General features: G+C 72.8%; 21 protein-coding genes. 11 read left to right on the top strand and 10 right to left on the bottom strand.

All coding sequences use genetic code 11. The annotated features are described in order from the left end of the window. The first annotated feature begins 63 nt into the window (after positions 1-63). Both gltB and ACFW6B_RS15000 read left to right on the top strand, forming a co-directional pair. Positions 64-4,659 (top strand): glutamate synthase large subunit, encoded by a 4,596-nt coding sequence (gene gltB, locus ACFW6B_RS15005; RefSeq protein WP_386595858.1) that lies wholly within the window; start codon positions 64-66, stop codon positions 4,657-4,659. Further along, on the top strand, positions 4,652-6,112 hold the full coding sequence (locus tag ACFW6B_RS15000; RefSeq protein ID WP_386595857.1) for a glutamate synthase subunit beta: 1,461 nt from the start codon (positions 4,652-4,654) through the stop codon (positions 6,110-6,112). Before gltB ends, ACFW6B_RS15000 begins: the two co-directional genes overlap by 8 nt. Positions 6,113-6,250: 138 nt before the next feature. On the opposite strand, the gene ACFW6B_RS14995 is transcribed toward ACFW6B_RS15000, so the two are convergent. Next, the gene (locus ACFW6B_RS14995; protein ID WP_386595855.1) at positions 6,251-7,141 is read right to left on the bottom strand and encodes a chitosanase; all 891 of its coding nucleotides are present in this window, start codon (positions 7,139-7,141) and stop codon (positions 6,251-6,253) included. A gap of 417 nt (positions 7,142-7,558) precedes the next feature. Beyond that, positions 7,559-8,479 (bottom strand): rhomboid family intramembrane serine protease, encoded by a 921-nt coding sequence (locus ACFW6B_RS14990; RefSeq protein WP_386595853.1) that lies wholly within the window; start codon positions 8,477-8,479, stop codon positions 7,559-7,561. 227 nt (positions 8,480-8,706) lie between these two features. Between ACFW6B_RS14990 and ACFW6B_RS14985 the strand changes: the two genes are divergently transcribed. Next, positions 8,707-9,426 carry a vWA domain-containing protein gene (locus ACFW6B_RS14985; RefSeq protein WP_386595851.1) on the top strand — a complete coding sequence of 240 codons (720 nt, stop codon included), beginning with the start codon at positions 8,707-8,709 and terminating at the stop codon, positions 9,424-9,426. Positions 9,427-9,559: 133 nt separating this feature from the next. After that, on the top strand, positions 9,560-11,281 hold the full coding sequence (locus ACFW6B_RS14980; protein WP_386595849.1) for a cytochrome bc complex cytochrome b subunit: 1,722 nt from the start codon (positions 9,560-9,562) through the stop codon (positions 11,279-11,281). On the opposite strand, the gene ACFW6B_RS14975 is transcribed toward ACFW6B_RS14980, so the two are convergent. Both ACFW6B_RS14975 and ACFW6B_RS14970 read right to left on the bottom strand, forming a co-directional pair. Then, on the bottom strand, positions 11,250-12,401 hold the full coding sequence (locus tag ACFW6B_RS14975) for an acyl-CoA dehydrogenase family protein (protein ID WP_386595847.1): 1,152 nt from the start codon (positions 12,399-12,401) through the stop codon (positions 11,250-11,252). The two genes, ACFW6B_RS14980 and ACFW6B_RS14975, sit on opposite strands and share 32 nt — an antisense overlap. Continuing rightward, a complete protein-coding gene (locus tag ACFW6B_RS14970; protein ID WP_386595845.1) occupies positions 12,401-13,546 on the bottom strand; it encodes an acyl-CoA dehydrogenase family protein in 1,146 nt (381 codons plus the stop codon). Before ACFW6B_RS14970 ends, ACFW6B_RS14975 begins: the two co-directional genes overlap by 1 nt. 58 nt (positions 13,547-13,604) lie before the next feature. On the opposite strand from ACFW6B_RS14970, the gene ACFW6B_RS14965 reads away from it, so the two are divergent. Genes ACFW6B_RS14965 through ACFW6B_RS14955 form a run of 3 tightly spaced genes read left to right on the top strand, consistent with a single transcriptional unit; the run spans position 13,605 to position 16,217 of the window. Then, positions 13,605-14,396, top strand: coding sequence for an SDR family oxidoreductase (locus tag ACFW6B_RS14965; RefSeq protein ID WP_386595843.1), 792 nt, complete (start codon positions 13,605-13,607; stop codon positions 14,394-14,396). 15 nt (positions 14,397-14,411) lie between these two features. After that, on the top strand, positions 14,412-15,023 hold the full coding sequence (locus ACFW6B_RS14960; protein ID WP_386595841.1) for a TetR/AcrR family transcriptional regulator: 612 nt from the start codon (positions 14,412-14,414) through the stop codon (positions 15,021-15,023). A 36-nt stretch (positions 15,024-15,059) separates the two neighbouring features. Next, positions 15,060-16,217 (top strand): acetyl-CoA C-acetyltransferase, encoded by a 1,158-nt coding sequence (locus tag ACFW6B_RS14955; RefSeq protein WP_386595839.1) that lies wholly within the window; start codon positions 15,060-15,062, stop codon positions 16,215-16,217. 249 nt (positions 16,218-16,466) lie between these two features. Here ACFW6B_RS14955 and ACFW6B_RS14950 read toward each other — a convergent pair whose 3' ends face one another. The 4 genes from ACFW6B_RS14950 to ACFW6B_RS14935 are packed head-to-tail and all read right to left on the bottom strand — an operon-like array spanning position 16,467 to position 20,036. Then, positions 16,467-17,561, bottom strand: a complete 1,095-nt coding sequence (locus ACFW6B_RS14950) for an NAD(P)H-dependent flavin oxidoreductase (RefSeq protein ID WP_386595837.1) — start codon at positions 17,559-17,561, stop codon at positions 16,467-16,469. Continuing rightward, complete coding sequence (locus tag ACFW6B_RS14945) at positions 17,561-18,424, bottom strand: CoA-transferase subunit beta (protein WP_386595835.1); 864 nt, start codon at positions 18,422-18,424, stop codon at positions 17,561-17,563. Before ACFW6B_RS14945 ends, ACFW6B_RS14950 begins: the two co-directional genes overlap by 1 nt. Continuing rightward, positions 18,421-19,287, bottom strand: a complete 867-nt coding sequence (locus ACFW6B_RS14940; RefSeq protein WP_386595833.1) for a CoA transferase subunit A — start codon at positions 19,285-19,287, stop codon at positions 18,421-18,423. Before ACFW6B_RS14940 ends, ACFW6B_RS14945 begins: the two co-directional genes overlap by 4 nt. Beyond that, the gene (locus ACFW6B_RS14935; protein WP_386595831.1) at positions 19,284-20,036 is read right to left on the bottom strand and encodes an enoyl-CoA hydratase family protein; all 753 of its coding nucleotides are present in this window, start codon (positions 20,034-20,036) and stop codon (positions 19,284-19,286) included. The genes ACFW6B_RS14940 and ACFW6B_RS14935 overlap by 4 nt, the downstream gene beginning before the upstream one ends. A 127-nt stretch (positions 20,037-20,163) precedes the next feature. On the opposite strand from ACFW6B_RS14935, the gene ACFW6B_RS14930 reads away from it, so the two are divergent. Both ACFW6B_RS14930 and ACFW6B_RS14925 read left to right on the top strand, forming a co-directional pair. Continuing rightward, positions 20,164-20,919: an SDR family oxidoreductase gene (locus ACFW6B_RS14930; RefSeq protein WP_386595968.1), complete on the top strand. Its 756-nt coding sequence runs from the start codon at positions 20,164-20,166 to the stop codon at positions 20,917-20,919. Continuing rightward, positions 20,916-21,830, top strand: coding sequence for an SDR family oxidoreductase (locus ACFW6B_RS14925; protein WP_386595829.1), 915 nt, complete (start codon positions 20,916-20,918; stop codon positions 21,828-21,830). Before ACFW6B_RS14930 ends, ACFW6B_RS14925 begins: the two co-directional genes overlap by 4 nt. Before the next feature lie 87 nt (positions 21,831-21,917). On the opposite strand, the gene ACFW6B_RS14920 is transcribed toward ACFW6B_RS14925, so the two are convergent. Both ACFW6B_RS14920 and ACFW6B_RS14915 read right to left on the bottom strand, forming a co-directional pair. Then, complete coding sequence (locus ACFW6B_RS14920) at positions 21,918-22,670, bottom strand: ankyrin repeat domain-containing protein (RefSeq protein ID WP_386595827.1); 753 nt, start codon at positions 22,668-22,670, stop codon at positions 21,918-21,920. 154 nt (positions 22,671-22,824) lie between these two features. After that, entirely contained in the window at positions 22,825-23,718 is an 894-nt protein-coding gene (locus tag ACFW6B_RS14915) for a hypothetical protein (RefSeq protein ID WP_386595825.1), read from the bottom strand. 167 nt (positions 23,719-23,885) lie between these two features. On the opposite strand from ACFW6B_RS14915, the gene ACFW6B_RS14910 reads away from it, so the two are divergent. Further along, positions 23,886-24,722, top strand: a complete 837-nt coding sequence (locus ACFW6B_RS14910) for a S1 family peptidase (RefSeq protein ID WP_386595824.1) — start codon at positions 23,886-23,888, stop codon at positions 24,720-24,722. Between the two features lie 198 nt (positions 24,723-24,920). Continuing rightward, entirely contained in the window at positions 24,921-25,262 is a 342-nt protein-coding gene (locus ACFW6B_RS14905; protein ID WP_386595822.1) for a chorismate mutase, read from the top strand. Positions 25,263-25,314: the final 52 nt, after the last annotated feature.

Genomic DNA, 25,314 nt, shown 5'->3' with positions numbered 1-25,314 from the left:
GCCGTCTCCCCAGCGCCTCAAGAGCCCGGGAGACTCCCCGCCCCGACGACGACGGGAGAGCCGATGCGTACGCCGCGCCAGCCGTCCCAGCACTCCACGAACGACCGGAAGTGGTCCTTCATGGATGCTCGCCCTGCTGCGCAGGGTATGTACGACCCCCGCAACGAAAAGGACGCCTGTGGCGTCGGCTTCGTGGCCACCCTCACCGGCGAGGCGAGCCATGCGCTGGTCGAGCAGGCGCTCACCGTTCTGCGCAACCTGGAACACCGCGGTGCCACCGGATCCGAGCCCGACTCGGGTGACGGCGCCGGCATCCTCTCCCAGGTCCCGGACGCCTTCCTCCGCGAAGTGGCCGGATTCGAACTTCCCGCAGCCGGCGCGTACGCGGTAGGAATCGCCTTCCTCCCGAACGACGGCACCGCCGACGCCGTCGCCCAGATCGAGGCGATCGCCGCCGAGGAGGGCCTCACCGTCCTCGGCTGGCGCGAGGTCCCGGTCGCCCCCGAACTCCTCGGCGCCACCGCCCGGTCGACGATGCCGGCCTTCCGCCAGATCTTCGTCACCGACGGAAAGAGCGAGGGCATCGCCCTCGACCGCGGCGCCTTCGTGCTGCGCAAGCGCGCCGAGCGCGAGGCCGGGGTCTACTTCCCCTCGCTGTCCGCGCGGACCATCGTCTACAAGGGCATGCTGACCACCGGCCAGCTGGAGCCCTTCTTCCCGGACCTGTCCGACCGCCGCTTCGCCTCCGCGATCGCGCTCGTGCACTCCCGGTTCTCCACCAACACCTTCCCGAGCTGGCCGCTCGCCCACCCGTACCGCTTCGTCGCGCACAACGGCGAGATCAACACGGTCAAGGGCAACCGCAACTGGATGGTCGCCCGCGAGTCCCAGCTCGCCTCGGAGCTGTTCGGGGACCAGGACAAGCTGGAGCGGATCTTCCCCGTCTGCACCCCGGACGCCTCCGACTCGGCCTCCTTCGACGAGGTGCTCGAACTCCTGCACCTCGGCGGCCGTTCGCTGCCCCACTCCGTGCTGATGATGATCCCGGAGGCGTGGGAGAACCACGACTCCATGGACCCGGCCCGGCGCGCCTTCTACCAGTTCCACTCCACGATGATGGAGCCCTGGGACGGCCCGGCCTGCGTCACCTTCACCGACGGCACCCAGGTCGGCGCGGTCCTCGACCGCAACGGCCTGCGCCCCGGCCGCTACTGGGTCACCGACGAGGGCCTCGTCGTCCTCGGCTCCGAGGTCGGCGTCCTCGACATCGACCCCGCCAAGGTCGTCCGCAAGGGCCGCCTCCAGCCCGGCAAGATGTTCCTCGTCGACACCGTCGAGCACCGCATCATCGAGGACGACGAGATCAAGGCCGGTCTCGCCGCCGAGAAGCCCTACGCGGAGTGGCTGGAGGCCGGCGAGATCGAGCTCTCCGACCTCCCCGAGCGCGAGCACATCGTGCACACCCACGCCTCGGTCACCCGCCGCCAGCAGACCTTCGGTTACACGGAGGAGGAGCTGCGGATCATTCTCGCGCCGATGGCCAAGGCCGCCGCCGAGCCGATCGGTTCGATGGGCACGGACTCGCCGATCGCCGCGCTCTCGCAGCGCCCGCGTCTGCTGTTCGACTACTTCACCCAGCTGTTCGCCCAGGTCACCAACCCGCCGCTGGACGCGATCCGCGAAGAGCTGGTCACCTCCCTGCGCTCCTCGCTGGGCCCGCAGGGCAACCTGCTGGACCCGACGGCCGCCTCCTGTCGCAGCGTCACCCTGCCCTTCCCGGTGATCGACAACGACGAGCTGGCCAAGCTCATCCACATCAACGCCGACGGCGACATGCCCGGCATGAAGGCCGCGACGCTCTCCGGCCTGTACCGGGTCTCCGGCGGTGGCGACTCGCTGGCCGCCCGCATCGAGGAGATCTGCGCCGAGGCCGACGCCGCCATCGAGAACGGCGCCCGCCTGATCGTCCTGTCGGACCGCCACTCCGACGCCGAGCACGCGCCGATCCCCTCGCTGCTGCTCACGGCGGCCGTCCACCACCACCTCATCCGCACCAAGCAGCGCACCCACGTGGGCCTGCTGGTCGAGGCCGGGGACGTCCGCGAGGTCCACCACGTCGCCCTGCTCATCGGCTACGGCGCCGCGGCCGTCAACCCGTACCTGGCGATGGAGTCCGTCGAGGACCTCGTCCGCGCCGGCACCTTCCTGTCCGGCATCGAGGCCGAACAGGCCATCCGCAACCTGATCTACGCCCTCGGCAAGGGCGTGCTGAAGGTCATGTCCAAGATGGGCATCTCGACCGTCGCCTCCTACCGCGGCGCCCAGGTCTTCGAGGCCGTCGGCCTGGAGACCGCGTTCGTCGAGAAGTACTTCAACGGCACGGCCACCAAGATCGGCGGCGCCGGCCTCGACGTCATCGCCAAGGAGGTCGCCGCCCGGCATGCCAAGGCCTACCCCGCCTCCGGCATCGCCCCCGCGCACCGCGCCCTGGAGATCGGCGGCGAGTACCAGTGGCGCCGCGAGGGCGAGCCGCACCTGTTCGACCCGGAGACGGTCTTCCGCCTCCAGCACTCGACGCGCTCCGGCAGCTACGAGATCTTCAAGAAGTACACCGACCGCGTCAACGAGCAGTCCGAGCGCCTGATGACGCTGCGCGGCCTGTTCGGCTTCAAGTCGGACCGCCCGTCGATCTCCGTCGACGAGGTCGAGCCGGTCTCCGAGATCGTCAAGCGCTTCTCCACCGGCGCCATGTCGTACGGCTCCATCTCCAAGGAGGCGCACGAGACCCTCGCCATCGCCATGAACCAGCTGGGCGGCAAGTCCAACACCGGTGAGGGCGGCGAGGACCCGGAGCGCCTGTACGACCCGGCGCGCCGCTCCAGCATCAAGCAGGTCGCCTCCGGCCGCTTCGGCGTCACCTCCGAGTACCTGGTCAACGCCGACGACATCCAGATCAAGATGGCCCAGGGCGCCAAGCCCGGCGAGGGCGGCCAGCTGCCCGGCCACAAGGTCTACCCGTGGGTGGCCAAGACCCGTCACTCGACCCCGGGCGTCGGCCTGATCTCCCCGCCGCCGCACCACGACATCTACTCCATCGAGGACCTGGCCCAGCTCATCCACGACCTCAAGAACGCCAACCCGAAGGCCCGCATCCACGTGAAGCTGGTCTCCGAGGTCGGCGTCGGCACGGTCGCGGCGGGCGTCTCCAAGGCCCACGCGGACGTCGTGCTCATCTCCGGCCACGACGGCGGCACCGGCGCCTCCCCGCTCACCTCGCTCAAGCACGCGGGCGGCCCCTGGGAGCTCGGCCTCGCCGAGACCCAGCAGACCCTGCTGCTCAACGGCCTGCGCGACCGCATCGTCGTGCAGACCGACGGCCAGCTCAAGACCGGCCGCGACGTCGTCATCGCCGCGCTGCTCGGCGCCGAGGAGTTCGGTTTCGCGACCGCGCCGCTCGTCGTCTCCGGCTGCGTCATGATGCGCGTCTGCCACCTCGACACCTGCCCGGTCGGCATCGCCACCCAGAACCCGGTGCTGCGCGACCGCTTCGCCGGCAAGGCCGAGCACGTCGTGAACTTCTTCAAGTTCATCGCCGAAGAGGTCCGCGAGATCCTCGCCGAGCTCGGTTTCCGCAGCATCGAGGAGGCCGTCGGCCACGCCGAGACCCTCGACGTGGAGCGCGCCGTCACCCACTGGAAGGCGCAGGGCCTGGACCTGTCCCCGCTCTTCTACGTGCCCGAACTGCCCGAGGGCGCGGCCCTGCACCAGGTCGTCGAGCAGGACCACGGCCTGGAGAAGGCGCTCGACAACGAGCTGATCAGGCTCGCCGCCGACGCGCTGGCCGCGGACTCCGCGACCGACGCCCAGCCGGTCCGCGCCCAGGTCGCGATCCGCAACATCAACCGCACCGTCGGCACCATGCTCGGCCACGAGGTGACGAAGAAGTTCGGCGGCGCGGGCCTGCCCGACGACACCGTCGACATCACCTTCACCGGCTCGGCGGGCCAGTCCTTCGGCGCCTTCCTCCCCCGCGGTGTCACGCTGCGCCTGGAGGGCGACGCCAACGACTACGTCGGCAAGGGCCTCTCCGGCGGCCGTGTCGTCGTCCGCCCCGACCGCGGCGCCGACCACCTCGCCGAGTACTCGACGATCGCCGGCAACACCATCGCCTACGGCGCGACCGGCGGCGAACTGTTCCTGCGCGGCCGCACCGGCGAGCGCTTCTGCGTCCGCAACTCCGGCGCGCTGGTGGTCTCCGAGGGCGTGGGCGACCACGGCTGCGAGTACATGACCGGCGGTCACGCGGTCGTCCTCGGCGAGACCGGCCGCAACTTCGCGGCCGGCATGTCCGGCGGCATCGCCTACGTGATCGACCTCGACCGCGACAACGTGAACGTCGCCAGCGTGGACGCCGTCGAGCAGCTCGACGACGCCGACAAGCAGTGGCTGCACGAGGTCGTGCAGCGGCACGCGGAGGAGACCGGCTCGACGGTCGCCGAGAAGCTGCTCGCCGAGTGGCCCGCCGCCGTGGACCGCTTCAGCAAGATCATTCCCAGCACGTACAAGGCAGTGCTCGCCGCCAAGGACGCCGCCGAGCGAGCCGGACTCGACGAGTCCGCGATCACCGAGAAGATGATGGAGGCGGCGACCAATGGCTGATCCCAAGGGCTTTCTGAACCACGGCCGTGAGGTCGCCAAGTCCCGGCCCGTCGAGGTGCGCCTGAAGGACTGGAACGAGGTCTACGTCCCCGGCTCCCTGCTGCCGATCATCAGCAAGCAGGCCAGCCGTTGCATGGACTGCGGCATCCCGTTCTGCCACAACGGCTGTCCGCTGGGCAACCTGATCCCCGAGTGGAACGACTACGCGTACCGCGAGGACTGGCAGGCCGCCTCCGAGCGGCTGCACGCCACGAACAACTTCCCGGAGTTCACCGGGCGGCTGTGCCCCGCGCCGTGCGAGTCCGCGTGCGTGCTCGGCATCAACCAGCCCGCCGTGACCATCAAGAACGTCGAGGTCTCGATCATCGACAAGGCGTGGGACAGCGGCACCGTCGCGGCCCAGGCCCCCGAGCGCCTCTCCGGCAAGACCGTCGCGGTCATCGGTTCCGGTCCCGCCGGTCTCGCCGCCGCCCAGCAGCTCACGCGCGCCGGTCACACGGTCGCGGTGTACGAGCGCGCCGACCGCATCGGCGGTCTGCTCCGCTACGGCATCCCCGAGTTCAAGATGGAGAAGCGGCACATCAACCGCCGCATCGAGCAGATGCGCGCGGAGGGCACCCGCTTCCGCACGGGCATCGAGATCGGCCGCGACCTCAAGGCGACGGACCTGCGCAAGCGGTACGACGCCGTGGTCATCGCCGCCGGCGCCACGACCGCCCGTGACCTGCCCGTCCCCGGGCGGGAGCTGAACGGCATCCACCAGGCCATGGAGTACCTGCCGCTGGCGAACAAGGTGCAGGAGGGCGACTTCGTGGCGCCCCCGATCACCGCCGAGGGCAAGCACGTCGTGGTCATCGGCGGCGGCGACACGGGCGCGGACTGCGTGGGCACCGCCCACCGCCAGGGCGCGGCCTCGGTCACCCAGCTGGAGATCATGCCGCGGCCGGGCGAGGAGCGGAACGCGGGCCAGCCCTGGCCGACGTTCCCGATGCTCTACAAGGTCACCTCCGCGCACGAGGAGGGCGGCGAGCGCGTCTACGCGGTCTCCACCACCCACTTCGAGGGCGACGAGGACGGCAACGTCCAGTGGCTGCACCTGGTCGAGGTGGAGTTCACCGGCGGCAAGCTGAACCAGAAGCCGGGCACGGAGCGCAAGATCCCCGCCCAGCTCGTGACCCTGGCGATGGGGTTCACCGGCACCGACGTCGAGAACGGCGTGGTCGCCCAGTTCGGTCTGGAGCTCGACGAGCGCGGCAACATCGCCCGCGACGCCGACTTCGCGACCAACGTGCCCGGCGTGTTCGTCGCCGGTGACGCGGGCCGCGGCCAGTCCCTCATCGTCTGGGCCATCGCGGAGGGCCGCTCGGCCGCCCGCGGGGTCGACCGCTTCCTCACCGGGGCGAGCGACCTGCCGGCCCCGATCCGCCCGACGGACCGCTCGCTGACGGTCTGACCCATGGATGCGTGACCTGACAACGGTCACTCGAGACGTCCCGCACAAAGGCGTGCGGAACACGAGACGGCGCCTGCCTCACTGTCCCCGACCGGACGCCCTGGCAGGCGCCGCCGCATGTCCGCGCACCCCCGGCACCTACGGCACGCGGTAGGTCTCGCCGTACACCTTCCACTCCAGCGGTGTGCGCAGGCCGAGGTTCCCCTCGCGGAGGAACCGGCGCTGGGCCGTGTCGATGCGGGTGGTGTCGCGGTCGGGGTCCTCGGACTTCATGGCCGCGCGCCGGATGTCCAGGAAGGTGCCGAGGTACGTCGTCTCGTCGCCGCCCCCGGACGGCGGGGCCGCCTCGCGCACGGCGCGCTCACGCAGCCCGTGGAAGCCGTGGTCGCCGGTCCCCGGACCGTGCAGCACCATGGCGTCGTAGTAGACGAACTGGCCGAGCGTGCCGAGACCGTCGAGCCTGGCCTGGCGGACCGCGGGGTCGAAGTAGACCCGGTCCCGCTCGGAGTCCTGCGCCTCGCGGAACGCGGCGAGGCCGGCCTCGTGACGCCAGGCGGCCGGGAAGCCCGGGTCCAGGCCCTCGTGGGAGTCGGTGCCGTCGACCTCGCGCAGGGCCGGGAGATAGCGGGCGAGCCTGTTGCCCGGGTGCGCCTCTGTGTAGCGCTCGACGAGGGTGAGCAGGTCGTGGGTCCCGGTGCAGAAGCCGATGAGGCCCGCGGTGTAGCCCTGGCCGTCGCCGATGTCCTCGATGTAGCCGTACGCCTCGCGCCAGTTCAGCGTGGAGTTCTCGGCACTCGCCACGATCCGCTGGGCGAGCTCCTTCTTGTCCCGGGCGGCGAGACCCGCAGACGGAGCGGCGACCGTCCCGTCGTCGGCCGTCCGTTCCGCCCCGTCCGCGGCACGGGAGCGAGCCGCGGACGCCGTGCCGCCCTTGCCGTCGTCCGGGGCGTGGCCGGACGCGGCGAGCCAGACGGCCGCCGTGATCAGCACGGGGGCGAGGGCGAAGGACAGAGGACCCGCGCGTTTCATGCCGCACAGGGTACGCAGCCCCGGCGCACCGCCGGGGGAGCGCGCGGCCGCGCGGGCGGACGCACAGATGTGCCACCGGGCACGGGCACCGCCCCGGCCCCCGGAGCGCACGAGAAGGGGCCCGGACGGAGGGCACCCCGCCCGCCCGGTGGTCACCGCCCGCGACCGGCGGCCGTCCCACCCGTCCCGGGCTCCGTGCGAGGTCTCGCGCCGGGCGGCGCGGGAACCGCTCAGGACCCTGCGCCGGGCTCCGCCCCGGGCATCGCGTCGGACCCCGTCCCGGGCTCCGTGCCAGGTCCCGCGCCGGACTCCGGACCGGGCACCGCGTCGGACTCCGGACCGGGCACCGCGCCGGGTCCCGGACCGGGCGCGGTTCCGGTGCCCGCGCCGGCGTGCCGGCCGGGGCACCGCCCCCTGCTACACCGCACCTGTCCGCAGTGCCGACACCTTCAGCACCGCGAGGAGCACCAGCAGGGCGAGAAGGCCCACGCAGACGGCCGCCTGGACCAGGGGCCGACGCCGGTCGCGGGGGGCGTACGCGTAGGCCGCGGTCACGAGCCCGCCCGCCAGCAGCCCGCCGAGGTGCCCCTGCCAGGACGTGAGCCCCGCCGAGATCAGGAGCCAGATCAGCAGGCCGGCCATGAAGCGGTTGACGCCCCCCATGTCCCCGCCGAGACGGCGGGCCATGACGTAGTAGGCGGCGCCGATGCCGAAGATCGCGCCGGACGCGCCGATCGTCGACTCCTCCGGCGCGATCAGCAGCACCAGGACCGAACCGCCGAGCGCCGACAGCAGATACAGCGCGAGGTAGCGGACCCGGCCGAGCTGGGCCTCGACGATCCGGCCGATGTTCCACAGCGCGAACATGTTCATCACGATGTGGGCGATCCCGAACGTCCCCTCCGCGGGCGGCATGTGCAGGAACGCGCCGGTCAGCAGCCGGTACCACTCCCCGGCGACCAGACCCTCCGCGTGGAAGGAGGAGGGGTACGCGGACTCCCAGAGGTAGTGGCCCCCGGCCGTGTCCGCCAGGCCCGCGCCGAGCATCGAGAACCGGTCCACGAACGAGGAGCGCAGCAGCTCGGCCAGATAGGCCAGCACGTTCAGGCCGATGAGGACGTACGTCACCGCCGGCACCGTCGATATCCGGCCCCCGAACGCCGTACGGGCCTGCCGGACCGACCTCGCGCCCTCCTTCACGCACTCCACGCACTGGTGGCCGACGGCCGCCTCACGCATGCAGTTCGGGCATATGTAGCGGTCGCATCGGGTGCAGCGCACGTGCGACTCCACCTTGGGGTGGCGGTAGCAGGTGGTGACGGCGGACTCGGACTCCACGGCCGGCTCCTAGGAACGCGCGGGTACAGGGCGGGAAATGAGCCGGTGGGGACGGCGGTGATCAAACTTATCCAACGCCTCCGACAACGGGGAACCGCGGGGCCGTGATCCACGGCCGCCGCGGGTGGACGCCGGTTCCCGGGCCCGGACGGGACGACGCCGTGACGTGATGACGACGCCGTGACGTAATCTCGTCGTTCCGCAGTCCTCGTACGACGGGAGCCCGCATGACCGGAGTCGGCCTCACCAGGATCGAGGAGACCGCGCCCGCGCTGGTGGGCCCCTACAGGAGCGCCGGGGCCAGCCTCACCAAGCACGGACTGGGCGGACAACGGGCCGCCGTGTACCTGGTGGTGGACTACTCGGGGTCGATGAAGCCGTACTACGACGACGGCAGCGTGCAGGCCCTCGCCGACCGCGTCCTCGGCCTGTCCGCCCACCTCGACGACGACGGCACCGTCCCGGTCGTCTTCTTCTCCACGGACGTCGACGCGGTCACCGACATCGCGCTCGGCAACCACCGCGGGCGGATCGAATCGATCGTGGCCGGGCTCGGACACATGGGCAGGACCAGCTACCACCTCGCCATGGACGCCGTCATCGACCACTACCTCGACAGCGGCTCCGACGCCCCGGCCCTCGTCGTCTTCCAGACCGACGGAGGGCCGATCAACAAGCTCGCCGCCGAGCGGTACCTGTGCAAGGCCGCCCGGCTGCCGATGTTCTGGCAGTTCGTGGGGTTCGGCGACCGCGGCAGCAAACAGTTCGACTTCCTGCGCAGGCTCGACGAACTGGCCGTCCCGCAGAAGCGCGCCGTCGACAACGCCGGCTTCTTCCACGCCGGTCCGGATCCGCGCCGGGTGAGCGACGGGGAGCTGTACGACCGGCTGGTGGCGGAGTTCCCGCAGTGGCTGGCGGCCGCACGGGCCCGCGGAATCCTGGCCTGACCCGCCCGTCACCCCCGCGGCCGGGGCCGGACACCGCCCGCCCCGGCCCGGTCCGCCCCAACGCCCCTTCCGTAACGCCCCGTTGGCTTCGTCCGGCCGACGTGCCACCCTGGTGGGCCGAGGGGAGCGGCGAATGGGCGCACGAGAGATCGACTCCGGCCGGACCACGGGAACCTCGCCGAACGGAGCACCCGGGAAAGGCACTTCACCCCCGGGCGGCACGGGGACGGCGCGGGCCCGGCGCGCGCCGGAGACCGGCAGGGGGGAGCGGCTCGCCGACTGGGCCGACGGACGCCTCGGCCTCTACTCCCTGGCCAGGGCCAACATGCGCAAGGTCTTCCCGGACCACTGGTCGTTCATGCTGGGCGAGGTCTGCCTCTACAGCTTCCTCGTACTGATCCTCACCGGCGTCTACCTCACCCTGTTCTTCGAGCCGAGCGGGGTCGAGGTCGTCTACCACGGCTCCTACGGGCCGCTGAACGGCATCGTCATGACACGGGCGTACGAGTCCACGCTCGACATCAGCTTCGACGTGCGCGGCGGACTGCTGATCCGCCAGATCCACCACTGGGCGGCGCTCGTCTTCCTCGCCGGCATGCTCGTGCACATGATGCGGGTGTTCTTCACGGGCGCCTTCCGCAAGCCGCGCGAGGTCAACTGGCTCTTCGGCTGGACCCTGCTGATGCTCGGCCTCCTCACCGGACTGACCGGCTACTCGCTCCCCGACGACCTGCTCTCCGGGACCGGCGTCCGCTTCGCGCAGGGCGCCATCCTCTCGATCCCGGTCGTCGGGACGTACATCTCCTTCTTCCTGTTCGGCGGGGAGTTCCCGGGGCACGACATCATCCCGAGGTTCTTCCCCATCCACGTCCTGCTGCTGCCGGGCGTCATGCTGGGACTGGTGGTCGCCCATCTGATCCTGGTCTTCCACCACAAGCACACGCAGTACCCGGGCCCCGGACGCGACCAGAAGTCGGTCGTCGGCATGCCCTTCATGCCCGTCTACATGGCCAAGGCCGGCGGGTTCTTCTTCCTGGTCTTCGGAGTCCTGGCGGTCATGGGCGGGATCGCCACCGTCAACCCCGTGTGGGCGTTCGGGCCCTACCGTCCAGACCTGGTGACCACCGGCGCCCAGCCCGACTGGTACCTCGGCTTCTCCGAAGGGCTCATCCGCGTGATGCCCGGATGGGAGGTCAACGCCTTCGGTCACACCCTCCAGCTCGGCGTCTTCATCCCCTTCGCGCTCTTCCCGCTCGTCATGGCCGCCATCGCCGCCTACCCCTTCATCGAGGCCTGGGTCACCGGCGACCGGCGCGAGCACCACATCCTGGACCGGCCGCGCAACGTGCCCACCCGCACCGCGCTCGGCGTCGCCTGGCTGACGCTCTACGCCGTCCTGCTCGTCGGCGGCGGCAACGACCTGTGGGCCACCCACTTCCACCTGTCGATCAACGCCATCACCTGGTTCGTCCGCGTCGCCGTCTTCGCCGGGCCCGCGCTCGCCTACGTCCTCACCAAGCGCATCTGCCTGGGGCTGCAACGCGCCGACCGCGACAAGGTGCTGCACGGACGCGAGACCGGCACGATCAAGATGCTGCCGCACGGCGAGTACGTCGAGGTCCACGAACCCCTCACCCCGGCACAGCGGTTCACCCTCACCCAGCACGAACAGCCGCCGCCCTACGAGGTGGGCCCGCTCGTCGACGCGAACGGCGTCGCCCGCCGGGTCCGCCCGTCCCAGCGGCTGCGCGCCCGGCTGGCACGCGCCCTGTACGGGCCCGGCACCAGGATCCCGAAACCGACGGCCGAGGAGTACCGGACGCTCACGAGCGGGGAGGACGGCCACCACCACTGAGACCGGCCAGCGCCTCGGCCCTGCACTCGGCCGGGGTCCCCCAGGCCGAACGCAGCGCGCGGGCCTTGGTGAACCACAGCGACAGGTCGTACTCGGCGGTGTAGCCGATCGCGCCGTGCAACTGCAGCGCGGCCCGCGCCGTTCCGTACGCCGCCTCGCACGCCGTGACCTTCGCGGCGGCCACCTCCGCCGGCGCCGTCGACAGCGCGGCCCCGAACAGCAGCGGGCGCGCGAACTCCAGGGCGACCAGCGCGTCCGCGAGCCGGTGCTTGACCGCCTGGAACGAGCCGACGGGCACCCCGAACTGGGTCCGCCGCCCGACGTACTCGACGGTCCGGCCGAGGAGGGCGAGGCCCACCCCGAGGGACTGGGCCGCGGTGGCGAGCCGGGCCCAGACCAGCGCCCGCAGCGCCGCGCGGGCGACCAGCGGTCCGGCGGCCAGGAGTTCGCCGCCGTTGTCCGGACGGGCGAGCCGGCGGGCCCGGTCCACGGACACCCGCACCGGCCCGTGACCGGATGCGAGCCGCAGCCCGTCACCGTCCACCACGAGCGACACCGCCGCCGCGTCCGCGTCGAGCGCGTGACCGCAGGACAGGGCCGCCGGGTCCGGGTCCGGCGCGTGGCTGCCGGAAGGTGCTGTTGCCGGGTCGGGCGTGTGACTGTCGGGCAGGGTTGCCGGGTCGGGCCTGTGCCCGCCGGACGGTGCCGAAGCACCCGCTGCGGGCGCGTGGCCGCCAGGCAGGACCAGGGTGGCGAGGCTCTTGCCCGAGGCGATCCCCGGCAGCAGCCGCTCGGCCGGACCCGGTTCGCCCAGCGCGCTCAGCTCGCCCAGCAGCACGGCGGCGGCGACCGTCTCCACCACCGGACCCGGGACCGCGTGCCGGCCCAGTTCCAGGAAGGCGACCGCCAGTTCCACGGGAAGCGGTCCCACCCCCTCGTACGCCTCCGGGGCCGCCAGCGCGAACACGCCCGCCCCGGCCAGCCGCGACCACAGGGCCAGCCCCGGCGCGTGGTCGCCGCCCGCCCACGCCCGCACCACCGACGGCGTGTCCGCGGCCGCCAGCATCGCGTCCAGGGAGGCGGCGAAGGCGTGCTGCTCGGCGTCGAGGAGGAAGCGCATCAGCGGCGGCCCTTCGGAAGGCCGAGCAGCCGCTCGGCGATGATGTCGCGCTGGATCTCGTTGGTGCCCGCGTAGACGGGTCCCGCGAGCGCGAACACGTACCCCTCGCACCACGCGGTGTCCGCCGCCTCGCCCTCGGCGCCCAGCAGATCGAGGGCCGTCTCGTGCAGCGCGATGTCGAGCTCCGACCAGAACACCTTGTTCAGACTGGACTCCGGCCCGATGTTCTCCCCTGCGAGCAGCCGCGAGGCGTGGGCGTACGCGAAGAGCTGATAGGCGCGGGCGCCGATCACCGCGTCGGCCACCCGGTCGCGCAGCGCCGAGTCCGACGGGTCCCCGTACGCGCGCCACGAGGCGGCCAGCCGGTCCGCGGCCGCCAGGAAACGGCCCGGCGAACGCAGCGTCAGCCCGCGTTCGTTTCCCGCCGTCGACATCGCCACCCGCCAGCCCCGCCCCGGCTCGCCGATCACGTCCTCGTCGGGCACGAACACGTCGTCCAGGAACAGCTCCGCGAAGGCCGGCCTGCCGTCCAGACGCCCGATCGGGCGCACCGTCACACCCGGCGCGCGCAGATCGAACATCAAGTACGTCAGGCCCTGGTGGGGCTTCGCCAGCCCGGGCTCACTGCGGAAGAGACCGAAGGCGCGGTCCGCGAACGCGGCCCGCGACGACCACGTCTTGTGCCCCCGCAGCAGCCAGCCGCCGTCCACGCGCACCGCGCGCGACCTCAAGCCGGCCAGGTCCGAACCCGCCTCGGGTTCGGACCACGCCTGCGCCCACACCACCTCGCCGGTGGCCATCGAAGGCAGCACGCGCGCCCGCTGCTCCGCGGTGCCGTGCTCGAACAGGGTCGGCGCCAGCAGACTGATGCCGTTCTGCCCGACCCGGCCCGGCGCGCCCGCCGCGTGGTACTCCTCCTCGAACGCCAGCCAGCGCACGAGGTCCGCGTCCCGGCCGCCGTACTCCGCGGGCCACGACACCACCGACCAGCGGTCCGCCGCCAGTTCGGCCTCCCACTCCCGGTGCGCCGCGAAGCCCTCCCCGGTCTCCAGGGAGGGGAGCGCGACCGCCGGGACGTGGACGTCCAGCCAGGCGCGGGCCTCGGCGCGGAACGCCTCGTCGGCGGGGGAGCGGGTGAGGTCCATCGGCGGCACCTTCCGGCGGAGCTTCCCTAACAAGTGTTTGGTAGGTTAGCTTGGAGCCATGAGCGACGTCGAGAGCCCGGCGTACGTACCCGGCCACGGACTCCTGAAGGGCCGCACCGCCGTCATCACCGCCGCCGCGGGCGCCGGCATCGGCGGGGCCACCGCACGCCGGTTCCTGGAGGAGGGCGCCCGCGTCCTGATCAGCGACGCCCACACCCGCCGGCTGGGGGAGACCGCCGAGACCCTGGCCGGTGAGTTCGGCCCCGACCAGGTCGCCGCGCTGCCCTGTGACGTCACCGCCGAGGACCAGGTCCAGGCCCTCTTCGACACCGCCGAGGACCTCCACGGCCGACTGGACATCGTCGTCAACAACGCGGGCCTCGGCGGCACCGCACCCCTCGCCGACATGACCGACGACCAGTGGTCCACGGTCCTCGACGTGACCCTGAACGGCACCTTCCGCTGCACCCGCGCCGCCCTGCGACGCCTCAGGGAACACGGCGGCGGCGGAGCCGTCGTCAACAACGCCTCCGTCCTCGGCTGGCGCGCACAGGCCGGACAGGCCCACTATGCCGCCGCGAAAGCGGGCGTCATGGCCCTCACCCGCTGCGCCGCGATCGAGGCCGCCGCCTACGGCGTCCGCGTCAACGCCGTCGCGCCCAGCCTCGCCATGCACCCCCACTTGGTGAAGGTCACCACCCCCGAACTGCTCGAAGAACTCACCGCCCGCGAGGCGTTCGGCCGCCACGCCGAACCCTGGGAGGTGGCCAACGCGATCGTGTTCCTCGCCTCCGGCTACTCCTCGTACCTGACCGGCGAGGTCGTGTCCGTGAGCGGCCAGCACGCCTAGGACGACAATGACCCGGTGCCTACCAAGAAGAAGCCCCAGGTGACCGCGACTCCCGAGCGCCGACGCGAACTCCTCGGCACCGCCGCCGAGGTGTTCGCCGAACAGGGCTACAACGCCACCACCGTCCGCAAGATCGCGGACGAGGCCGGGATGCTCGCGGGCAGCCTCTACTACCACTTCGACTCCAAGGAATCGATGCTCGAGGAGATCCTGCGGACCTTCCTCGACGAACTCTGGGACGGCTACGACACCGTCCTCGGCGCCGGACTCGGCCCCCGGGAAACCCTGGAAGCCCTCGTCACCGAATCCTTCCGGGAGATCGACCGGCACCGCGCGGCCGTCGCGATCTACCAGAAGGAGTCCCGCCACCTCGCCGCACAGGAGCGCTTCGCCTTCCTCGCCGAGTCCCAGCGCAACTTCGAGAAGGCCTGGCTGAGCACCCTGGAACGCGGAGTCGGCGCCGAGGTCTTCCGCGCCGACCTCGACATCCGCCTCACCTACCGCTTCGTGCGCGACACCGTGTGGGTCGCCGCGTCCTGGTACCGCCCCGGCGGTCAGCACAGCCCCGAGGAGATCGCCCGGCAGTACCTGTCGATGGTGCTCGACGGCATCTCCGTCCGTGAGTAACCGCAGCGAACCACTCACCTCCGCAAGGGAGTCGTCATGGCCGAGGCCTACATCGTCGAAGCGGTCCGCACACCCGTCGGGCGACGCCGGGGAGGACTCGCCGCGGTCCACCCCGCCGACCTCGCCGCCCACGTGCTCAAGGCCCTCGTCGAACGCTCCGGCGTGGACCCGGCCGCCGTCGACGACGTCGTCCTCGGCTGCCTGGACACCGTCGGACCGCAGGCCGGCGACATCGCCCGTACGAGCTGGCTGGCGGCCGGACTGCCCGAGGAGGTGCCCGGGGTCACCGTCGACCGGCAGTGCGGCTCCTCCCAGCAGGCCGTGCACTTCGCCGCCCAGGGCGTCCTGTCCGGCACCCAGGACCTCGTCGTCGCCGGCGGGGTGCAGAACATGAGCCAGGTGCCCATCGCCTTCGCCTCCCGCCAGGCCGCCGAACCCCTCGGCCTCACCGAAGGACCCTTCGCGGGCAGCGAGGGCTGGCGGGCACGCTACGGCGACCGCCCCGTCAACCAGTTCCACGGCGCCGAACTCATCGCCGCCAAATGGGGCATCAGCCGCCGCGACCAGGAGGAGTTCGCCCTCCGCTCCCACCAGCGGGCGATACGCGCCGCCGACGAGGGCCGCTTCGCCCGCGAGACCGTCCCCCTCGGCGACGTCACCGCCGACGAGGGCCCGCGCCGCGACACCACCCTGGAGAAGATGGCGGCCCTGAAACCGGTCGTCGAGGGCGGCACCGTCACCGCCGCCTGCTCCTCCCAGGTCTCCGACGGCGCCGCCGCGATGCTGCTCGCCTCCGAACGGGCGGTCCGCGAACACGGCCTCACCCCCCGGGCCCGCGTCCACCACCTCTCCGTGCGTGGCGAGGACCCCATCCGCATGCTCTCGGCCCCCGTCCCGGCCACCGCCCACGCCCTGAAGAAGACCGGCATGTCCATGGCCGACATCGACCTCGTCGAGATCAACGAGGCGTTCGCCCCGGTCGTCCTCGCCTGGCTCAAGGAGACCGGCGCGGACCCCGAGAGGGTCAACGTCAACGGCGGCGCGATCGCCCTCGGCCACCCCCTCGGCGCCACCGGCGTACGGCTGATGACCACGCTGCTGCACGAACTGGAACGCACCGGCGGCCGGTTCGGACTCCAGACGATGTGCGAGGGCGGCGGCCAGGCGAACGTGACGATCATCGAACGCCTCTGAAACCCCGGGCCCGGCCCGGACCTCGGCCCGGGACTGCCACCGGGCTCGGCCGGCTCTGCCCCCGAGCCCGCCCGGCTCCGCCTGGTCCCGCCCGGCCTCGCCCCCGGCCCCTCCCCGGCTCGGGGGCGAGGCCGGGGGCGGGCCGTCGCGCGGGCGGGGGAGCAGCCCGTGCGGCACGTGGGGCGGGGGCCGTGCGGCGGGAGGACGGAGGCCGTGTGCCAGGAGGTGGGCCGTGTGTAGGCGCGGTGTTCAGGCGGGTGGGGCGGGGCGTGCTTCGGGGGTGGTGGGTTCCGGTCCCTCCGGTGCGGGAAGGGCCTTCAGGACCGCGTGGGCCTGCGCCATCACCCGCCCGACCAGCTCGGCACAGGAGGGGAGGTCCTCGATCACCCCCGCCACCTGCCCCGACGCCATCACCCCGAGGTCCGTCCGGCCGTCCACCATCGACGCCTTCAGGAGCATCGGCGTGTTGGCGGCGAGCAGGACCTGACTCCAGCTCAGATCCCTGCCGTGCCGCATGGCCAGACCGTCACGGACCATCCGGGACCAGGACAGCCCGGAGATCCGCCGGAACCCGGCGGCCCGGCGCACCGCCCGCACGAGCGCCCCGGTGCGCCCCGCCCCCTCCAGGGCGTCGACGAGTTCACTGCGCAGCATGCGGTGCGGCAGCCCGTCGACGGCCGTCGTCACGGTCACGTCCTTCACCGTCGCCGCCAGGTACCTCGCCTTCACCGCGTCGGGAACGGTCGAGTCGGAGGTCAGCAGGAACCGCGTGCCCATCGCGATGCCCGCCGCCCCGTAGGCCAGCGCCGCCACGAGACCCCGCCCGTCGTGGAAGCCGCCCGCAGCCACCACGGGGATGTCCACGGCGTCCACCACCTGGGGCAGCAGCACGCTCGTCGCCACCTCCCCGGTGTGACCGCCGCCCTCGCCGCCCTGCACGATCACCGCGTCGGCGCCCCAGGCCGCCACCTTCTCGGCGTGCCGCCGGGCACCGACGGACGGCACGACGACCACCCCCGCCTCCTTCAGCCCGGCGATCAGCTCGCGGGAGGGGGCGAGCGCGAACGACGCGACGCGCACCCCCTCCTCCACGATGATCCGCACCCGGTCGCCCGCGTCCCCGGCGTCGGCACGCAGGTTCACGCCGAAGGGCCGGTCCGTACGGGACTTGACCTCCCGCACGGCGTCACGGAGCTGGTCGAGCGTCATCGTCGCCGAGGCCAGGACGCCCAGCGCGCCCGCGTTCGCCGTCGCCGAGACCAGTCGGGGCCCCGCCACCCAGCCCATGCCGGTCTGCACGACGGGATGCCGGACACCCACGAGCCGGGTCAGCGCGGTCTCCATCAGCGACCGCCCCCGTCCGGACCGCCGGAGGTCCCCCCGCCCCGTGCGCCACCGCCCGGACCGGCGGCCCCCCGCCCGCCCGCGTCGGCGGCCGGCCCGGCGGACCGCGGATCGGGCACCTCCCCCTCGCGCAGACCGGCCGGGTCGATCACCGTGCGGATCAGCTCCAGCTCCCGCGCGGTCGGCTCGCGGGTGAACGGCACCTCGTCCGGGACGCTCAGCCCGAAACCCGTCGCGTCCACGACCTGCCCGACGCCCACGCCCGGGTGGACGGACACCAGCCGCATCGAGTGATCGGGCGTCGCGAAGTCGAGGACGGCCAGGTCCGTCACCACCCGGGGCAGACGATGGAACCGGGTGGCGCTCGGACCCGCGGCGCCGGCCCGGTCGTACCCCACCCCGCACACCATGTCGACCCGCTCGACGAACACCCGTGTCGAGTGTCTGGGGATCCAGTAACTGGTCGGGTTGTTCAGGGTGTTGACCGGAGCACCGCGTACCCCCAGCAACTGGCGCCGGGGCCGCGCCCAGTCGCCGACGCACGCGATGTTCTGGTTGCCGAACCGGTCGAGCTGGCTCGCGCCCATCATCACGTGCCGCCGCCCGCCGGTCACCGCCGTCAGGTGCCTGCGGTACGGCAGCCAGCCCTCCGGGGTGCCGTCGAGACCGACGAGCAGCGCCTCTCCGTCGGTCAGCAGCAGATCCGGCGAGAAGGTGTGCCGGGCCAGCCGGGCGCCGATGGACGGGATCAGGCCCATCGGGCTGGCGAGCACCTCGCCGTCGCCCCGCCACGCCTCGGCACACGCGATCACGCAGTACTCGGCCCGGGTGACGCCCACCGCTCCCGCTCCCTCCGCGTTCACCGCTCCCGCTCCTTCCACCAGTCGCGCACGGCACTCTGATAGGCGTGTTCGTCACCGCCGAGGAACCGCTCGGCGAACGCGGCGTACGGCGTGGCCGCGTACAGCTTCTGGAAGGCCTCGTCCCGTCCGTAGTCCGGGACGCACGACGTGAAGTGCGCCCCGTTCGGCGTCTCCACCACGCCGGTCACCGACGACCGCCGCAGCAGCAGGGTCTGCGGGGCGGCCTCCTTCGTCAGCTCCGCCGTGTCGACGATCCGCTCGCAGGAGACGTACGCCGCGTCCGCCGCCTCGCAGAACAGGTCGTCGAAGTACGGATCGGGGCCCAGGTACTGGCCGTTGCCCGCGCGGTCCGCCCGGTTCACGTGGACCAGCGCCGCGTCCAGGCGCAGCGCCGGCATCGCGACGAACTCCTCCCGGATCCCCGAGACCGCGTCCGGATACGGCGAGGTCACCGTCCGCAGGCCCGGATTGACCCGCATCACGTCCGAGCCGAGACCCGCGCGCACCGGGAGGAACGGCAGCCGGTTCGCCGCCGCGTGCAACCCCCACATGAACATCGCCTCGTCCACCTCCCTCAGCTCGAACGCGCCGCGCTCGCGGGCCGCGCGGTAATGCGGTTCGAGCGGGACGGAGTCGAGCGTCGCGAACGCGGTGACGAGCGTGCGGATCCGGCCGGCGGCGGCGAGCAGCCCCACGTCCGGGCCGCCGTACGACACGACGGTCAGATCGGTGATCTCGCTGCGGAGCAGCGCTCTCACCAGGGCCATCGGCTTGCGGCGCGATCCCCAGCCGCCGATGCCGAGCGTCATGCCGCTCTCCAGCCGGCCGACGACGTCCCGCGCCGACATGGTCTTGTCGCTCACCTGGGGCCCTCCTTGCCGAAGGTGTCGCGGACACGGGCGGCCACACCGGCGAGGGCCGCCTCGAAGGTGAAGCCCTGCTCGAAGCGGTAGCTGCGGCGCACGTCGACGGGATCGATGCCGTTGATGGCGGCCTTCGCGAGCCGGACGAGCCGGCCGTCCTTGGCCGCTATCTCGCGCGCCAGTTCCAGCGCCGCCGCCCGCAGCTCCTCGCGCGGCACGACCCGCCACACCGAACCGTGGGCGTGCAGCTCGGCCGCCGTCGCCGTGCGCGAGGTGTAGTACATGACCCGCATCAGATGCCGGGGGACGAGACGGGCCAGGTGCGTGGCCGCCCCGAGCGCGCCGCGGTCCAGCTCGGGCAGCCCGAACACGGCGTCCTCGCTCGCCACGATCGCGTCCGCGTTCCCCACGAGCCCGATGCCGCCGCCCAGGCAGAAGCCGTGCACCTCGGCCACGACGGGCACCTCGCACTCGTACACCGCGGCGAAGGCCTCGGCGCAGCCGTGGTTCGCGCCGACCAGCGCGCCCCCGCCGGTGGGGTCGCGCTGCAGCTCCTTGATGTCGACGCCCGCGTTGAACCCGCGCCCCTCCGCTCTCAGGACGACACAGCGGACCCCGGGGTCGCCGCCCGCAGCGCGCACGGCGTCGGCGAGATCGAACCAGCCCCGCACCGGCAGCGCGTTCACCGGCGGGAAGTCGACCGTGACGACGGAAATCCCCTTTTCCGGGGACGAGGTGGAGACACCCATGGCCACATCAGCTACCTTTCCACCAAACGTTTGTTAGGTGTGATGCGAAGCTAGCAGCGATCGAGGCCGCGCGGGAGGCCCTGTGGACAACCCGGACACGGACACCAAGGACCGGCCCGGGTCCGCCGTGGACCTCGGCGGCCGGACCGTCGTCGTCACCGGCGGCACGCGGGGCGTCGGGGCGGGCATCACCCGCGCCTTCGAGCGGGCCGGCGCACACGTCGTCGTCTGCGCCCGACGGCCTCCCGAGACCCCCCTCGGCAAGGCCGAGTTCGTCCCCCTCGACCTGCGCGACCCGGCCGCGGTGCGGGCCTTCTTCGACGCCCTGCCCCGGCTCGACGTCCTGGTCAACAACGCCGGCGGCGCCCCCTACCGGCCGCTGGCCGACGCGGACGCCGAGCGGCACGCCCGGGTCATCGAGCTCAACCTCACCGCTCCGCTCACCGCGTCGGTCGCGGCCCGCGGCCACCTCAGGCGCAGCCGGGGCTCGATCGTGATGATCGGCAGCGTGAGCGGCTCACGCCCCTCGCCCGGCACCGCGGCCTACGGCGCCGCCAAGGCGGGCCTGGAGAACCTGGCCCGCTCCATGGCCGTCGAATGGGCGCCGCACATCCGCGTCAACACGCTGGTCGTCGGCATGGTCCGCACCGAACAGGCCCATCTGCACTACGGCGGCGGGGACGGCCTCGCCGCCGTCGCCCGCACCGTCCCGCTGGGCCGCCTCGCCGACCCCTCGGACGTCGGCGCCGCCGCCGTCTTCCTCGCCTCCGACGCCGCCTCCTACATCAGCGGCGCCTCCCTCCTCGTCCACGGAGGCGGGGAACGGCCCGCCTTCCTCGACGCCGCCACCGCCAACAAGGACCAGCCGGGGGAGACACGATGAGCGCACGACCGCTGTGCGAGGGACGGGTCGTCATCGTCACGGGCGCGGGCCGCGGGCTCGGCAGGGCGCACGCGCTGGCGTACGCCGCCGAGGGTGCCCGGCTCGTGGTCAACGACCTCGGCGTCGGCCTCGACGGCCTCCCCGCGGCGGACAGCCCGGCCCGGGAGGTGGCCGAGGAGATCCGCGCGGCCGGCGGCGAGGCGGTGGCCCACGGCGGTGACATCGCGACGGCCGACGGCGCCGCCTCCCTCGTCCGCACCGCCCTGGAGACGTACGGGCGCCTCGACACCCTCGTCAACAACGCCGGATTCCTGCGCGACCGGATGCTGGTCAACCTCGACGAGGACGACTGGGACGCCGTCGTACGGGTCCACCTGAAAGGGCACTTCCTGCCGCTCAGACAGGCGGCCGCGCACTGGCGCGCGGAGGCGAGGGCGGGCCGTACGCCCGACGCCAGGGTCGTCAACACCAGCAGCGGCGCGGGCCTGCTCGGGTCGGTCGGACAGGGCAACTACAGCGCCGCCAAGGCCGGCATCGTCGCTCTGACGCTGGTCGCGGCGGCCGAGATGGAACGCCACGGCGTCCAGGTCAACGCCATCGCCCCGGCCGCCCGTACACGGATGACCGAGCGCGTCTTCGCCGGGACCATGGCCGCCCCCGGCAGCGGATTCGACGCCATGGACCCCGGCAACGTCTCGCCGCTGGTCGTCTGGCTCGGATCGGCGGCCAGCGCCGGGGTCACCGGCCGGGTCTTCGAGACCGAGGGCGGCCGGATCACGGTGATGGAGGGCTGGCGTCCGGGCCCGAGCGCCGACAAGGGAGCCCGCCGGACCCCGGCGGAGGCCGGCGAGACGGCCCGCGAACTCCTGGCCCGGTCCGGTACTCCGGGGGCGGTGTACGGGGCGCGGTAGAAGACGCGCGCCCGCGGGCGCGCCCCGCGGCACCGGGACCGCCGGGGCGTCCGGGACGTGCGCGCTGTCGTGCCGCTCCCGGATCCGTCAGGACCCCGGGTGCGGGCGGATCGTGCTCGCCTTCAGCAGGGCGACGATCTCCGCGTGGCCGGTCCCGAGTTCGTCGCCCGCGAACGGCCTGCCCCCGGCGTCCAGGAGCTGTACCTCGACGGTGGTGCCCTCGGGTGACGGATGCCGGTGGGTGACCGACGCGTGGCCGGTGCCGTGCGTGCGGGCCAGGCTCTCCCGCAGTTCGGCCTCCACGCCGACGCCGAGCAGCCGGCGGGCCTCCGCCAGGGCCTCGCCCCGCGCGCCCGCCCCGTGCGCGAGCAGGGCCCGTACGCAGCCCGCCGAGCCCCGGTGCGCGGCCGTCACCAGCGGGGGCTCGCCCCCGGGGCCGGGCCGGCCGGGGTCCGCGCCCGCCGTCAGGAGCGCCTCCGCGACGGCGGTGTGCCCCCGTCGCAGGGCCCAGGTCAGCGCGGTGAAACCGAACGCCTCCACGGTGTCCGGGTGCGCCCCCGCCGCGAGCAGGGCGCGGACCACCTCCGTGTGACCGCCGCAGGCGGCTCCGCACAGGGGAGCGTCCGTGCCGAGGCTGAGCCGGTCGGGCTCGGCGCCGGCGGCCAGCAACAGCCGTACGACGGAGGGCCGGTCGCTCACCGCGGCCAGGTACAGGGCGCTCTGGCCGTCCTCGTCGACCGCCTCCGGGCTCACCCCGGACCGCAGCAGCCGCACGACCGTGTCCTCGTCCCCCTCGTACACGGCGGGGAAGAGGAGTGCGGTCGGGTCGTTCGTGCTCATCCCTCGACCCTCGCTCGCCACGGACGCGCGAGGCAAAGGCTTTCCGGGTGTTCTGCCTCACCCCGCCCGCCTCGGGGACCTCGCCCGGCCCGTGGACGGCGCTCTCGTGAGGCGGCGCGCCCGTCGAGCCTGCGGCACGGCCCGGACGGGACCCCTACGTGTCGCACTCCAGCACCGTGCGGCACAGCGCGCACCGCGCCCGTACCCGGCCCCGGACCGGCACCCTGATGCGCTGGTGGCAGGTCGGGCAGGGGAAGGAGACGCGCAGTGGTCCGCGGTCGTCGGGGGCGAAGGCGTAGGTGACGCCGGAGCGGTCGGGGGTGCGGTGGTCCTGGGCGTGGCGGCGGTCCCTGGCGTAGCGGCGGCGGCCCGCCCAGCCGGCCGCGGTCAGCGGGGGCTGCCGCCCGTCGCGCAGGGCCAGTTCCATGCCCTTGGTGTACGCGGTGAACGCCTGCGGGCTGGTGAACCACACCGAGGGGTCCTCGCCGAAGACCAGGGCGCGCTTGGCGAGGACGTAGCCGAACTCCTCGGGTGTCAGGTAGCCGAGCTTCTGCGAGGACGCGGAGTCCTCGCGGTAGGCGTCGAGGAGGAGCCAGCCCGCGCCGAGGTAGGCGGCGGCCGTGTCGGTGAGGATCTCGGTGTCGCGGGTGCCGGGGAACGAGAGGTCCAGGCGGTGCAGGTAGACGTGCATCACCTCGTGGGCGAGCGCGGCGCCGATGTCCCGGCGATGGGTGCGGAACCGGTCGTTGAGCTCGATGAAGTACTCGGGCCCCGCGGCGAGTTCGACGTGCGCCGCGTGGGTCATCTCTCGGAAGCCGACGACCATCCGGGCGTCCGGCAGCCGGTAGTGCCGCACCATCTCGCGGGCGACGCGCTGGGCCCCCAGGTGCAGGTCGTCGACGTCCGCGAAGGCCACGTCGGCGGGCGCCACGCTGGTCTCGAAGGTGTGGACGGTGTCGTACGAGAGCCGTCTGTAGAGCGCGGTGATCGACGCCCGCACCGTGTCCAGGTGCGGGTAGCCGTGCTCGACGGGTCCGCCGTTCGCCACGTCCGCACCCCCGGAAGACGCCGGAACTCCTCTCCACTGTAGGCGGGGTTCCGCCCGAGGGAGGGGAGCGGGACGGCGGCTGGCCGGAATGGGGCTCTTGCCCGGTGCCGCGGCGGGTCCCCATAATCCCCACCAGCTTGGCAGGTGCACGCCATGAATGCTTCCCCATGCGTTCTCCCGTGCAGCCGCCCGGCGGACAACCCCCCACGAAAGGAAGCGCGTTGAAGTCTCTCAGGAAGTACGGCGTCATCAGAAGACTGCTCGCCGTCGCCGCGGTCGCCATCGCCACCGTGTCCCTCCAGCCGCTGTCCGCACACGCCGCCCCCGCGCCCGTCGTCGGCGGGACACGCGCAGCCCAGGGCGAATTCCCCTTCATGGTCCGCCTCTCCATGGGCTGCGGCGGAGCCCTCTACACCCAGAACATCGTCCTGACCGCCGCGCACTGCGTGAATGGCTCCGGCACCAACACCTCCATCACCGCCACCGCCGGCGTCGTGGACCTCCAGAGCAGCAGCGCCGTCAAGGTCAAGTCCACCAAGGTGCTCCAGGCCCCCGGCTACAACGGCAAGGGCAAGGACTGGGCCCTCATCAAGCTCGCCAGCCCCATCGCGCTGCCCACCCTGAAGATCGCCACCAACACCGCCTACAACAACGGCAACTTCACCGTCGCCGGCTGGGGCGCCGCCCGCGAAGGCGGCTCCCAGCAGCGCTACCTGCTCAAGGCCACCGTTCCCTTCGTCGACGACGCCACCTGCAAGCAGGCGTACGGCAGCGACCTCGTCCCCGGCGAAGAGATCTGCGCCGGATTCGTCGCCCAGGGCGGCGTCGACACCTGCCAGGGAGACTCCGGCGGACCCATGTTCCGCAAGGACGACACGGGCGCCTACGTCCAGGTCGGCATCGTGAGCTGGGGCGAGGGCTGCGCCCGGCCCGGATACCCCGGCGTCTACAGCGAGGTCTCGACCTTCGCCGCCGACATAGCCAGGTACGCCGCCACCCTCTGACCGGCACCCCGCACCACCCGTCCGGATCGCGCCACCTGCACCACGCGCGCCACGCGCGCGACCCGTGCGCGAGCCGCACGACCCGTACGGACGGCCCGTACACCCCGTACACGCGGCGCCCGCGACCCCCGTCGCGGGCGCCCGCCGCACGGCTTCCCCAAGATCGGGGGCGCCACGGGCCACGTAGGGTTGGCTGCCATGACCACCAGCAAGCCCCAGGAAGCCGACCCCGACGTCAGCGCCGAACTCGCCCGGCTGCGCGACAGCATCGACAACATCGACGCCGCCGTCGTCCACATGCTCGCCGAACGCTTCAAGTGCACCCAGCAGGTCGGCCACCTCAAGGCCGCCCACCAGCTTCCTCCCGCCGACCCCTCCCGCGAGGCCCACCAGATCGCCCGGCTGCGCCGCCTCGCCGAGAGCGCCAAGCTCGACCCGGCCTTCGCCGAGAAGCTGCTCAACTTCATCATCGCCGAGGTCATCCGCCACCACGAACGCATCGCGGACGACGCGACCGACAAGGCCGCCACCCAGGAGTGACGGCGGCCGGCCCACCCCCGCCGGCCCTCCCGCACCCCGGCCACAGCCCGTG

This window comes from Streptomyces sp. NPDC058751 (genome assembly GCF_042746485.1).
GTDB lineage: Bacteria > Actinomycetota > Actinomycetes > Streptomycetales > Streptomycetaceae > Streptomyces.
This window is presented reverse-complemented; position numbering and strand designations above follow the sequence as displayed.